Below are 12,857 nucleotides of genomic sequence, written 5' to 3'. Positions count from 1 at the left end.
CGGTTCCGTACCCGCTCCGGACGCTTCGCTCCTGGCCGATCTCGAGGTCGGTGCGGGCGGACGTATCGCACGGATCGCCGACACCGACCCCGAGATGCTGCGCTACTTCGATTCCGTGGGAATCGCACTGGACCGACTGGTCACCATCCGGGAACTCCGGCCGTTCGCCGGGACCATCGAGATCAGCATCGACGAGGGCACACCGATCAACCTGGGCGACATCGCCGCCCGCGCTATCTGGCTCGTCACCGCATAGTCCAGCCCTCAACCCGCCCCAACACCCGACCGTGCCCACCCCCCGTCGACCGTGCCGAAATCACCGCCGACCGTGCCGAAATCACCGTTCAGCGTGCCCAAATCACCCCCGAGCGTGCCCACCCGATCGTGTTCCAACCCTCGCGACGGCTACTGCGGCGCGCTCGGCGTTTGACGTAACCGCGCAAGCCACCGGTCCACCTCACGTTGCGAGCGAAGGCGGACCACAGCGAGGTCTGGATGAGTTGTTTCGAGCGCGGGCACCGATTCCATGTATTTCGCTCGCGTCACCACTGCCCATCGAAGGACGTGCAACCGCTCGGTGAAGACCGTCCGAAGCGGCGGCTCGACGTTTCCGTTCCACAGGACCTCGCGTCGCAGACGGCGGCGCACCGCGCGGCGAAAGAGTCGCGGAAACGTCGTCCACCAGAACGGAAGGTCGAGCCACACCAGCAGATCTGCTTGCTGGGCGAGGATCGGCCGAGCACTGTCGTACTGCCATTCCGTGACCCACGAGTCCTCGGCGACAAGTGCACGAACGTCGTCGACGAATTCCGGCCGAGGCGTCCAGTCCGGACCGTGGAACAGAGCATCGATTTCGGTGTGGGCGACTCCGGTCAGCGCGGAGATCCGAGCCGCGAGAGTCGTTTTACCCGACCCCGAGACCCCCGCCACCACAATGCGTTCGGGGTGAATGATCAAGGGTCATCGCACGAGAGCACTGAGGCACGGTATCAAGCAGACGCGCGCGTCATCTGTTTCGGCACGCTCGACGGTCGGATCGGCACGCTCGACGGTCGGTTCCCGCACGCTCGACGGTCGGTTCGGCACGCTCGACGGTCAGTGGCCCCGGAGTGTCGCGGGGCGGACAACCATGACCGAGCTCGCGCGGCGGCCCTTCTCCTGCAGTAACGCGATCGTGTGACCGTCCGGATCGATGGCGGCGTAGGTGCCGCTCATACCGATCGGCTCCAGCCAGCGACCCTGGCTGATCGATTCGGCCTCGTCGGCGCTGATGTTGCGGTGCGGGAAGGCGAATTGCGCCGCCGAGTCGATGTCGAGCGAGACGCCCGGATCGTCGGCCAGTTCTTCGAGGGTATGTGCGACGTCGAGGCCGAACGGACCGACCCTGGTGCGGCGCAACGAGGTCAGGTGTCCCCCGACACCCAGGGCTCCACCGAGATCGCGGGCCAGCGAACGGATGTAGGTGCCGGCCGAACACTCGACCTCGACATCGACATCGGCGTAGGTGATCGCGTCGGGGTTGTTCTCGCCGGGCGGTATCACCCGAATCGCCCCGACCTCGAAGCGGGACACGGTGACCGGGCGCGCCTTCAGTTCGAACTCGGCGCCGTCGCGGGCGAGTGCATGAGCCCTGCGGCCGTCGACCTTGATCGCACTGACCCGCGCCGGGATCTGGCTGATGTCGCCGGTCAATGCCGCGACCTGTTCGGCGATCTCGTCTGGTGCGACGTGACCTGCATCGGTCGACGAGAGGACCTCGCCCTCGGCGTCATCGGTGTCTGTTGCCGCACCCAGGCGGATGGTGGCCGTGTAGGCCTTGGTGGTCAGGGACAGCAGACCGAGCATCTTCGTCGCCCGCTCGACTCCGATCACCAGCACCCCGGTGGCCATGGGATCCAGGGTGCCGGCGTGCCCGACTTTTCTGGTCTTGAGCAGCTTCCGGCACCTGGACACCACGTCGTGACTGGTCATGCCCTGCGCTTTGTCGACGATCAGCAGGCCGGCGCCGTCGAGGCCGGAACTCACCTTGCTCACAGCGAGATCACCGCGATGATCAGGCCGTCCTGGACCAGCCATCGACCGTCGAACCCGAGAAGCGGTTCACCACCGTCGACGGTCGCCCCGTCGACCAGCAGCTCACTGCGAAACGTGCCGACGGATCCCGAGCCGTTCCGTTCGAACGTGATGTGCGCATCCTCGAAGCCCAGCCAGCGCTTGGTCAACGGGAACCACGCCTTGTACGTCGCCTCCTTGGCACAGAACAGGAGTCGATCCCAGTGCACGGAATCGTCCCGCTTCGCGAGGACCTCCCGTTCGGGCTCGAGGCTCACCGCATCGAGGACGCCCTCGGGCAGCGGGGCGTGTGGTTCGGCATCCATACCCAGCGAGCGCACCTGCATCGAGTACCCGGCGATGGCGGCTCGGTAACCGTCGCAGTGGGTCAGGCTTCCGACCACCTGACGTGGCCAGAGCGGCTCACCGTTCTCACCGCGCATGATCGGCACGGGGTCGATACCCAACTGGCCCAATGCCTCTCGAGCACAGTTCCGGGTGGTGACGAATTCCTTGCGACGCTTCTCGACGGCCCGCGCGATCAACCCCGCCTCGGCGGGCATCGGCTCATGATCGGGCATCTCACCAAACGATTCGGCCACCGCAACCCCGGAAGGCAACAGCTTTTCGATCATGGTGTCGGGCCCCGTTTCTGTTCGCGCTCGGCTCGGCGAGCCTTGACTCCATCACGCTTGGCCGCCAACTTCTCGGCGAACTCGGCGGCCCGCTCCCGATAGTCGGGCGGCAGTTCGAACCGGGCGCCGTGTTCGGGCAGGTGCTCGGGCCGCAGACCACCGTCGGGCGCGATCTTGCGGAGCAACGGCTCGGGCAGACCACGCCGGTTCCATTCCCGCGGATAGCCGACCGAGACCTCTTCGAAGCGGACGTCGTCGTACCAGGTGGTGCGTGGGATGTGCAGGTGTCCGTAGACGCAGCACGACGCGTTGTACCGGGTGTGCCAGTCGGCGGTCAGCTCACTGCCACACCACAGTGCGAACTCCGGATACATGAGCGCGTCAGTGGGTTCCCGACGCAGCGGCCAGTGGTTGATGAGGACCTTCGGCTCGGCCTGATCGAGCTGGTCCAACCGCCGCCGGGTCAGCTCGACCCGCGCCCGTCCCCAGGCATCACGCGTCGGGTAGGGCTCGGGCGACAACAGGAACTCGTCGGTGGCGACGACGTTGTTCTCGCGGGCCACCGCCAGCGCCTGCAATTTGTTGGTGGTTCCGGCGGGGCGAAAGGTGTAGTCGTACAACAGGAACATCGGGACCACCCGAACCGGCGTCGACCCGTCGCCGGGATCGAACAGCGGATAGATGTCCTCAGGGGTGATCACACCGAGATCGCGGCACATCTGGACGAGGTAGTCGTACCGGGCCACGCCGAAGATCTGCATGGGATCCTTGGCGGTGGTGTAGAGCTCGTGGTTGCCGGGGACCCAGATCACGGTCCCGAATCTCGCCTTCAGGCGACGCAGGGTGTCGCTGAGGTCGTCGGTCCGTTCACTCACATCGCCGGCCACGATGAGCCAGTCGCCCTGATCTTGAGGCTGAATCCTGTCGATCACCGATTCGTTACCGCGATGTGCCACATGCAGGTCACTGATCGCCCACAATGTCGCCATCGAAGTCCCTTCGCGCAGCCGGCCGGAGGCGGTTTGCCCCAACACGCGAGGGTAGTCGACCAGACGACAGCGGCGTTGCCGGGCTATCCCGCCGGACGCTTCTGCAACTCCGCCGAAGCAGTCTCGAAGCGATCACTGCCGAGGCCTTTGATCCACCGTTTGACGCCGGCCGCCGGGAACGACCCACCATTGTCCAGCACCCAGCGGGTATAGACCTCTGGCGCCAGATCAACGGCGAGATCGGCGCCCCGTCCCCTCCCCGCAGGGCGTTCGAGTACCCGCCACCCCCGTTGGAACAGCGACCCGCCCGAGGTTGTGAACGACACCGCCACCACGCTCAGAAAGTTCAGAACCCGGTAGGGGCCCTTCAGCGTGTTGTGTAGGACCGCGTCGTCCGGCTTCGTGACAAGCCGACTGTCCACGAACGCGAGCCCCGCGGCGCGAGCCTCTTCGACCATCCACTTCAACGATCTGTTCGCCAGCTCGGACTCGGGGTATCCACCACCCACGTCGCTGTGAACGCCGTCGAACCAGATCTGTTTGACGTCAGTGGTTGCCTCCGCCTTCTTGTTCTCCGTCCAGAGGGCAGGTGCAAAGGCCCGCCGACGCTCGTGAATCGCCAACGCATGCCTGGCGGTGGCCACCTGTGGCGTCAACGACACATTGTGAAATTGGTACTTCCGGCGTGTCACGCCTGGAACGCCCAGGGTTCCGACGGTGTCGAACACCCCGAGGAACCGGATGAACTCGTCGTGCTTGCTGTAACAGTCGACCCGGAAGTCGTCCGCGGCCGCGGACCACTCGGGGGTGGGATCCTCGTCGTCGGCCGGCCGACTGCGGTAAAGCGGCATCGCCGTCGACAGCCTGTTCGCCACCAACCCTTCTGGCTTGAGCAGACCGATCGCATTGATCATGCCCGCCAGGCTGCGCGCGGTGTAGGCACCGCGACTGAATCCGAACACGTAGATCTGGTCGCCGTCTTGATAGTTCAACGACAGGAACCGGTAGGCCCCGACGATCGCCGCGTCGAGTCCCAGCCCGAACGCACCACCGGCAAGCTTCTCGAACCGCGTTGCGCCGGTACCGACTCCGGCCGCGTAATAGACGATCTGGATGGGACCACCCTCCGGCGCCGGATCGACCGCCCGCGCGATCTTCTCTATGTTCGAGACGTCTTTGTCGTCAGCGCTCTTCCATGTTCCGTCGCAGCACACCACCAGATTCTTCACTGCCCCGCCCTCCCGGAGAACTGTGTCAGTTCTCGTTCCTCAGCAACGTTGTCAGGTCCGCCCGATCAGAGAGATCCAACTTGGTGCAGGCCCGATAGATGTGACCTTCGACGGTGCGCACCGACACCGTCAGTCGCTCGGCGATCGCCTTGTTCGACAGACCCGCCGCGACCAGCGTGGCGATCTCCCGTTCCCGGGCCGTCAGTGGCAACGGATGCGCGGCGGCGACCAGGGCCGGGGTCCGCAAACCACCGCACTCTGCGGACAACCGGCCCGCAACCGCCGCCGACGACGCCATCGCAGCCCGGTCTCCGGCCACGTCGTGGACATTGGCGGCCTGGGCAGCGGCATCGGCGGCCGAGATCAGCGCGCCGATCTGAGCCAACTCGTCCGCGCTCGCATCCAGAGCCGCGCCGTCGCCGGCTGCGACCGCGGCCGCGTGCCGTGCGTAGGCCCCCACCAGGTCACCGTCGATCTCCGCAGCCAACTCGGTCAGTCGCTTCGCGGCGGTGTCGTCGCCGAACCGTGCTGCGGCATGCAGCGCTTCGGCTTCGATGCCGTACTGTCCCGCCTCGGCGGCGTCCCTGGCCGCGGCCTGGGCGAGGGAGATCGCTTCTCCCGTCACCCCCTGTGCTGCCGCCAGCCACGCCTCGGTGATCCTCAGTTGGGGGGCGAACACTGCGACATAACGCCCTTCGCGACGCCGGGCCTCGGTCAGCACGCGGAGCGCGTCGTTATCGCGGCCCAATGCCGAATATGACTGCGCCAAAATAATTCTGCCCGGAAAGCTCCAGGCCGCAGCAGACGTGGTATCCAATGCCGCCAGCGACTGCTCACAGCGTCCGACAGCCGACTGCACGCGTCCACAGGCCAGGTCCACATTCCCCATCACGATGTTCGCGATCGCCCAGCCGAGGAACTGCCCGGCTGTCCGGAACTGTAGGTTACGGGCGGCTTCCTCTCCGGCGCCGTCGAACTGTCCGGTCAGGGTCAACCCGATCACGGCTCCGTACCCGCCCATGAACTTGAGCAGTCCATCGACCTTCGTCTCGACTTTCCGTCCCCGCGAAGCGATCTCGGCGACCTCGGAGCCACGTCCCCCGAGCGCCCGAGCCAGGCCACCACCGAAGCAGGCCCACTCGAGCGCGTAGGGCGACGCCCGTGGGGCGTCGAGTACCTTCTGGGATCGTTCGAGGGCTTCGGTGAGGCGGCCTTCGAACAATACACAGGCCGACGCGAGGCCCTCGACGACCAATTCCAGTGCCGGATCATCGATTCGATCGGAGACCAGTTCCAGCACTTCGTCGGCGCGACGACTCTCACCCATCGTCCACAGCAGATTGCTGATTCGGGTCAAACCCCACTGCACCAGCTGGACAGGGTCCATGTCCGCGGGGTCGAACGCTGTGAGTGTTTTTTCGGCTGCCTCCGCCTTACCCTGCCAAAGGAGCGCCCGGGCAAGTAGATTCGCCGCGGCCAATTCGCCACCCGCATCGAGCGCCGCCTGTGCGAAGCGTTCACCAAGCGGGATATTCGCCAGCGAGATCGCATCATTGGCCGCCCGACTCATCAACTCGACATCCACCTTTTCGTCGCTGTCGAGCGATAGCTCTGCCAATTTGATGCGCTCAGCAGCACTGCTGATCTCCCGGCCGGCGAGAGCTTTCACCAACTGTCCCCGCAGCCGCCGCGACGACGCGATTCCCAGCCGCCGGCGGATCACATCACCGAACAGCGGATGCGTGTAGTGGACGTTGAACCGCGAGCCGTCGCGCGCCACCCGGATCAGCCCGCGGGTTTCGGCGTCGTCGACAGCGGTGTCGCCCGCGAGTTCGCAGAGCACGTCGATGTCCAACGGCTCGCAAAACGTCAGCAGTTTGAGTACGTGCAGCGACTCGTCGTCGAGATGGTCAATACGGCTTTCGAGCAGCGATGCCAGCTCGGAAGTGACCGCGGCCCTACCCCGTAACTGCCACACACCACGGACCTGCCGCAACGCACCCGACTCCAGGGCGCCTTCGACGAGGTGGTGCAGAAAGAGTGCGTTGCCTCCGGAGGCGTCCCAGATGACATCGGCACTCAGACCTTCCAGATGACCGCCCAGGACCGATTCGATCAGCTCAACGCTCTGCTCTTTCGAGAACGGCGACAGAACCAGCCGCACCAGGTGCCGGTCTTTCCAGAGCGAAGTGATCGCATCAGGCACGACCTCGCCGCTGCGGACCGTTGCGATGATCCTCACCGCGCGGTCGATGGCCAACTGGTGCAGCAACGTTGCCGACAACTCATCGAGGAGATGCGCATCGTCGACACCGATCACCGCATCGCCGCCCGCGAGGAGTGCAGCCCGAGCAGCGGACATGAAGGTCACCGGATCTGTCGACGTCGTCGGCCCGACCAGGTGCGCAAAAGCGCCGAGCGGGATACTGCGCGCCGACTCGGTACCGGCCACCCAGCGCACCTGCTCCGCCATCGTGCCGGTGGCGTAGCGTGCCAAAGTTGTTTTGCCCACGCCGGGTTCACCCGTGAGGACAACACCGAGGTCTGGTGCCTCGGACGCGAGAGCCGACTGGATCGTCTTGAACTCCCGCTCACGTTCGATCAACGGCCATGTGCGAGCCACGGATAGATACTAGGCCGCAAAATGCCCGATTGGAGGTTAACTCTGCGAGTGAGGCCCTTTTGCCACTGTTGTCCACCGCCCGCCACGAACTCGCCAGACCACCGTAACCAGCCGAAGTGCCATGAAAACGACCAATCCCGACCAGATTCCGGCCAGACCCCAATCAAAGATCAGCGACAACCAGATCAGTGGAAGGAACCCGATCAATGCACTCGCGAGTGTCGCATTTCGGAGAAATGCCGCATCCGCACTGCCCAGCAGCACACCGTCGAGGGCGAAAACCACACCGGCTATCGGCAACATCGCGACAAAAAACCACCACGGCGTGCTGACCGCATCGAGAACGTCCGGGTCCGAGGTGAAGATCCTCGGTATCAACGAACTCCCCAGCGCGAACAGCACCGCCAGCAGAATCGAGACCCCCACCGACCACTGTGTCACCCGGCGGGTGACGCGCCACGCCACCGGCGCCGCGCGGGCCCCCAGTGCCGCGCCGACCAACGCTTGCGCGGCAATCGCGAACGAATCCAGCAACAACGCCACGAAATTCCACAATTGCAGGACCAATTGATGCGAGGCCACCGCAGCGACCCCGAAGCGACTGGCCACCGCAGCCGCGGACAAGAAGCAGATCTGAAAGGACAGGCTCCGGACGATCAGATCGCGCCCCAACACCAACTGCGCCACGATGACCGACCATTGCGGCTTCCGGCTCGGCAGATGCTCACGAGCGCACTCGGCGAACACCCGAACCACGAACAAGATCCCCGCGATGGTCTGTCCGACCACGTTCGCCACCGCGCTGCCCTCCAGCCCCATTTCGGGTGCGCCCAGGAGTCCATGCACCAGCAACGGACACAGAACGGCTGAAACACCCAGTCCGGTAACCACGTACACGATCGGCCTGCGGGTGTCCTGCACACCCCGCATCCACCCGTTCCCGGACATCGACAACAGGATCAGTGGGACACCACACACCGCGATCCGAAGCCAGCTGGTCGCCTCCTGCGCCACCGATCCCCCGCCGGTCAGTGCCGACAGGATCCACGGGGCGCCGAGTTGCACCACGGCAACAATCGCGCCGCCCACCCCGAGCGCGATCCAGGTGGCCTGCATGCCTTCGAACACGGCACCGGCGCGATCACCGGAACCGAACTTCTGTGCCGCGCGCGCAGTTGTGCCATAAGAGAGAAAGGTCAATTGTGTGCTGACCACACCCAGCACCAGAACACCCACACCCAGTGCTGCGAGGTCGGTTCCACCAAGCCGGCCGACAACGGCCAGGTCGAGCATCAGATACAGCGGTTCGGCGATCAAGACCACCAGGGCCGACAACGAGAGCCGCAGAATCCGCTTGTTGGTCGGATCGAACTCCGGGTTCGTAACGGCACCCGTCGATTGACCGTGTCCGGTACTCACACCGAGGTGAGGAATTGCCTGACGACCTCGTCGGCGGTTCCGGAGGCACCGAAGCCGGCCGCGAGTTGATGACCACCGCCACCATGCGCCAACGCGATCGGTACCAGGTCGACCTTCGACTTGGCCCGCATCGACACCGTCCACTGCCCGGGTGAACCTTCTTTGAACACGACGGCGACCTCGGCCTCGGCGGTAGTCCGAACGATGTCGACCACGCTCTCGCTCTCCTCCCAGCCCAGGGCCGCCGCGGACCTGTGGTCGACCACGGCGTACACCAGGCCGTTCCCGTCAAATGCCGACTCGACCAGCACGGCGGATTGCAGCGCCGCCGACACCATGGCGAGCCAGGCGAATCTGTGTGTGTCGAGCAGTGTCCGGGTCCATCGGCGGCCGTCAACACCGATGTCGAGCATGCGTGCCGCAATCAGATGCGAGTTCGATCGACCCCACTTGAACGAACCGGTATCGGTGACAACGCCGGCGTAGATGCAGGTCGCCATGTCGAGGTCCACGGTCACACCGAGTTCGTCGATGATCGACAGGACCAGCTCGGCTGTGCAATCAGCTTGCGGATCAACGTAATTGATCGTTCCGAAGCCCTCGTTGGACACGTGGTGATCAATCACGATCGAGTGGGTGGCCGCTTCGACCACCGCAGACAGGGATTCGAGACGGTAGATACTCGCGCAGTCGACCGCCACCACAACGGGATGACCGACAACGTCGTCGGCGTTCATGATCAGGTCTGCGCCCGGCAGCTGCGCGAGTGCCGTCGGCAGCTCGGTCGGTCCGGCAAAGCTCAGCTCGACGATGGTGCCCAGCCGGCGCAGCGCCGCGGCGATGGCCAGCCCACTGCCGATCGTGTCGGCATCGGGCCGGGTATGACAGAGCACGGTGACCGCCGGGGCGGCGGAGAGGACCTCGGTCGCCGAGCGCAATACCTTGTCGAACGGAGTCTGGGTGCTGCTCACCGCTCGCCTGTGCTCACGGCGCCGTCCCCGGAATCATCATCGTCGTCATCGGCCCGCGGTTCACGATAGGGATCGGCGTCACCGGCCGGAGCGGCATCACGGGCGAGCCGCGCGACCTCTTCGTCCTGCAGGCGGGCGCGCTCGAGAAGCTCTTCCATCTCCCGCGCGGTGTCGGGAACCCGGTCGAGCACAAAAGTCAGGGTGGGGGTGAACCGGACACCGGTTCCCGCTCCCACCTTCGACCGCAACACGCCGGTGGCCTTGGCCAAACCGGCAGCGGCCGACGCGTAATCGGGTGGTGTGTCCAGTGCGGGACCCATCACCGTGTAGAAAATCGTTGCATCATGCAGGTCACCGGTGACTTTCGCGTCGGTGACCGTCACGTAGGCGAGCCGGGGGTCCTTGATATCACTCGAAATCGCAGACGCGACGATCGACGAGATCCGCTTCGCCAGCCTCTGCGCCCGTGCTGGGTCTGCCATGGCAGCTCACTCTCCTGTTCCCGATGGTCCGGCGCCCGCCGGACCATCCATTGTGACTCACCCTCGATCACCACTGCCGCGACCGAATTCAATCGTCGCTGCCGCGACAGAAATCAATCATCGCTGCCGCGAATGTGCCGACGAACCGACAGTACTTCGATCTCGGGACGGTTGGACACCAGCGACTCGCAGGCGTCCAGGATCTCACCGACGTGCCGGACATCGCCGGCAACGGCCGCGACGCCTATGCGGGCACGGCGGTGAAGGTCGAGATCATCGACTTCGGCGACCGCCACCCGCAGACGCGCCAGTGATGCGACGATGGGTCGCACCACTGAGCGCTTCTGCTTGAGGGAGTGGATGTCGCCGAGCAGAAGGTCGATCTCAAGAGAACCGACAAACATCTCAGCCTCGCAGGACTATCAGTCCCGCGCCTTCTCCCGCAGCTCGTAGGTCTCGATCACGTCGTCGACCTTGATGTCGCTGTACGTGATCGTCAGACCACATTCGTAACCGTCGCGAACCTCGGTGGCGTCGTCCTTCTCCCGCTTGAGCGACGAGATGGTGAGGTTCTCCGCGACAACCACGTTGTCGCGCAGCAACCGCGCCTTGGCGTTGCGTCGCATGACGCCCGAGGTGACGAGACAACCGGCGATGTTGCCGACCTTGGACGAGCGGAAGATCGCCCGGATATCTGCCCGGCCCAGCTCGACCTCTTCGTAGACCGGCTTGAGCAGACCCTTGAGTGCGCTCTCGATCTCGTCGATGGCCTGGTAGATCACCGAGTAGTACCGGATGTCCACGCCTTCGCGGTTGGCCAGCTCGGTTGCCTTGCCCTCTGCCCGTACGTTGAACCCGATGATGATCGCGTTCGACGCCGACGCCAGGTTGACGTTGGTCTCCGTGACGCCACCGACACCACGATCGATGACGCGCAACTGCACCTCGTCGTCGATCTGTATGCCCATGAGTGCCTCTTCGAGCGCTTCCACGGTTCCCGAGTTGTCACCCTTGAGGATCAGATTCAGCTGCGAAGTCTCCTTCAGTGCCGAATCCAGGTCTTCGAGGCTGATCCGCTTGCGGCTGCGTGCGGCCAGCGCGTTGCGCTTGCGCGCATTGCGGCGGTCGGCGATCTGGCGGGCGATACGGTCCTCGTCGACCACGAGCAGGTTGTCGCCTGCACCGGGGACCGACGTGAAGCCGATGACCTGCACCGGACGCGACGGCATGGCCGCGGTGACGTCGTCGCCGTGCTCGTCGACCATGCGACGGACACGTCCGTAGGCGTCGCCGGCCACGATCGAGTCACCGACATGCAGCGTTCCGCGCTGGATGAGCACGGTGGCCACCGGTCCACGACCCCGGTCCAGATGCGCCTCGATGGCAACACCCTGTGCGTCCATGTCCGGGTTGGCACGCAGGTCGAGCGAGGCATCCGCAGTCAGCAGCACCGCTTCGAGCAGTGCGTCGATGTTGGTGCCCTGCTTGGCCGAGATGTCGACGAACATCGTCTCGCCACCGAAGTCTTCTGCGACCAGCCCGTATTCGGTGAGCTGGGCACGGATCTTCTGCGGATCGGCGCCTTCCTTGTCGATCTTGTTGACCGCCACCACAATCGGCACGTCGGCCGCCTGTGCATGGTTGATCGCCTCGACCGTCTGCGGCATGACACCGTCGTCGGCCGCGACCACGAGAATCGCGATGTCGGTGGCCTTCGCACCACGGGCACGCATGGCGGTGAACGCCTCGTGACCGGGGGTGTCGATGAAGGTGACGAGTCGTTCGACGCCTTCGAGTTCGGTGAGGACCTGGTAGGCACCGATGTGCTGCGTGATGCCGCCGGCCTCGCCCTCGCGGACGTTTGCCTTACGGATCGTGTCGAGCAGTCGGGTCTTACCGTGATCGACGTGACCCATGACGGTCACCACCGGCGGACGCTGCTCGAGATCTTCCTCGCCACCGGCGTCCTCGCCATAGGTGAGGTCGAAGGAGTCGAGCAGTTCGCGATCCTCGTCTTCCGGGCTGACAACCTGGACGACGTAGTTCATCTCGCCGCCGAGCAGCTCCAGCGTCTCGTCGTTGACCGACTCGGTCGCCGTGACCATCTCACCGAGGTTGAACAACGCCTGGACCAGCGCTGCCGGGTTCGCATCGATCTTGTCCGCGAAATCGGACAGCGAAGCTCCACGAGCGAGACGAATGGTCTCGCCGTTACCACGTGGCAACCGGACGCCGCCGACTGCGGGCGCCTGCATGCTCTCGTACTCGGCGCGTTTTGCCCGCTTCGACTTGCGGCCACGACGTACTGCACCACCGGGACGACCGAACGCGCCGGCTGCGCCGCCACGACCACGGCCACCGCCACCGGGACGACCCCGGAATCCACCGGGAGGTCCTCCGGGTGCACCGGTCGGAGCACCGGCACCGCCGCCGCCACCACCGGGACCACCGCGGTAG

The 12,857-nt window shown here is 65.1% G+C and carries 12 protein-coding genes; 1 reads left to right on the top strand and 11 read right to left on the bottom strand.

The features are described from left to right. Nucleotides 1-256 (top strand): FeoA family protein (locus VIQ49_RS13690; RefSeq protein ID WP_331885442.1); only part of this gene is annotated, 256 nt, incomplete at its 5' end. A gap of 149 nt (nucleotides 257-405) precedes the next feature. Here the strand turns inward: VIQ49_RS13690 and VIQ49_RS13685 are convergent. From VIQ49_RS13685 to infB, 11 genes are all read right to left on the bottom strand, one after another. Further along, a complete protein-coding gene (locus VIQ49_RS13685) occupies nucleotides 406-957 on the bottom strand; it encodes an AAA family ATPase (protein WP_331885440.1) in 552 nt (183 codons plus the stop codon). A 138-nt stretch (nucleotides 958-1,095) separates the two neighbouring features. After that, entirely contained in the window at nucleotides 1,096-2,076 is a 981-nt protein-coding gene (gene truB, locus VIQ49_RS13680) for a tRNA pseudouridine(55) synthase TruB (protein ID WP_331885438.1), read from the bottom strand. Continuing rightward, nucleotides 2,031-2,687 (bottom strand): 4'-phosphopantetheinyl transferase, encoded by a 657-nt coding sequence (locus tag VIQ49_RS13675; protein ID WP_331885436.1) that lies wholly within the window; start codon nucleotides 2,685-2,687, stop codon nucleotides 2,031-2,033. The genes truB and VIQ49_RS13675 overlap by 46 nt, the downstream gene beginning before the upstream one ends. Then, nucleotides 2,684-3,676, bottom strand: coding sequence for a metallophosphoesterase (locus VIQ49_RS13670; protein ID WP_331885434.1), 993 nt, complete (start codon nucleotides 3,674-3,676; stop codon nucleotides 2,684-2,686). Before VIQ49_RS13670 ends, VIQ49_RS13675 begins: the two co-directional genes overlap by 4 nt. 83 nt (nucleotides 3,677-3,759) lie before the next feature. Beyond that, a complete protein-coding gene (locus VIQ49_RS13665) occupies nucleotides 3,760-4,905 on the bottom strand; it encodes a DUF2235 domain-containing protein (protein ID WP_331885432.1) in 1,146 nt (381 codons plus the stop codon). A 25-nt stretch (nucleotides 4,906-4,930) separates the two neighbouring features. Then, entirely contained in the window at nucleotides 4,931-7,528 is a 2,598-nt protein-coding gene (locus VIQ49_RS13660; RefSeq protein WP_331885430.1) for a LuxR C-terminal-related transcriptional regulator, read from the bottom strand. A gap of 36 nt (nucleotides 7,529-7,564) precedes the next feature. Then, on the bottom strand, nucleotides 7,565-8,878 hold the full coding sequence (locus VIQ49_RS13655) for an MATE family efflux transporter (protein ID WP_414731633.1): 1,314 nt from the start codon (nucleotides 8,876-8,878) through the stop codon (nucleotides 7,565-7,567). Nucleotides 8,879-8,943: 65 nt separating this feature from the next. After that, entirely contained in the window at nucleotides 8,944-9,918 is a 975-nt protein-coding gene (locus tag VIQ49_RS13650; protein ID WP_331885426.1) for a bifunctional oligoribonuclease/PAP phosphatase NrnA, read from the bottom strand. Next, a complete protein-coding gene (gene rbfA, locus VIQ49_RS13645) occupies nucleotides 9,915-10,400 on the bottom strand; it encodes a 30S ribosome-binding factor RbfA (RefSeq protein ID WP_331885424.1) in 486 nt (161 codons plus the stop codon). The genes VIQ49_RS13650 and rbfA overlap by 4 nt, the downstream gene beginning before the upstream one ends. Nucleotides 10,401-10,513: 113 nt before the next feature. Then, nucleotides 10,514-10,804 (bottom strand): DUF503 domain-containing protein, encoded by a 291-nt coding sequence (locus VIQ49_RS13640; RefSeq protein ID WP_331885422.1) that lies wholly within the window; start codon nucleotides 10,802-10,804, stop codon nucleotides 10,514-10,516. A gap of 18 nt (nucleotides 10,805-10,822) precedes the next feature. Continuing rightward, a partial coding sequence (gene infB, locus VIQ49_RS13635; RefSeq protein WP_331885420.1) for a translation initiation factor IF-2 occupies nucleotides 10,823-12,857 on the bottom strand: 2,035 nt, incomplete at its 5' end.

Origin of the sequence: Williamsia sp., from assembly GCF_036566845.1 — a bacterium.
Classification (GTDB): domain Bacteria; phylum Actinomycetota; class Actinomycetes; order Mycobacteriales; family Mycobacteriaceae; genus Williamsia.
The sequence above is the reverse complement of the archived record's forward strand: the minus strand, read 5'-3'. Positions and strand labels throughout refer to the sequence as shown.

Bases quoted from the DNA above. Each gene is read 5' to 3' on its own strand.
- truB (WP_331885438.1), bottom strand. From the start codon at position 2,076: ATGGCTGGTCCAGGACGGCCTGATCATCGCGGTGATCTCGCTGTGAGC.
- VIQ49_RS13675 (WP_331885436.1), bottom strand. From the start codon at position 2,687: ATGATCGAAAAGCTGTTGCCTTCCGGGGTTGCGGTGGCCGAATCGTTT.
- VIQ49_RS13670 (WP_331885434.1), bottom strand. From the start codon at position 3,676: ATGGCGACATTGTGGGCGATCAGTGACCTGCATGTGGCACATCGCGGT.
- rbfA (WP_331885424.1), bottom strand. From the start codon at position 10,400: ATGGCAGACCCAGCACGGGCGCAGAGGCTGGCGAAGCGGATCTCGTCG.
- VIQ49_RS13640 (WP_331885422.1), bottom strand. From the start codon at position 10,804: ATGTTTGTCGGTTCTCTTGAGATCGACCTTCTGCTCGGCGACATCCAC.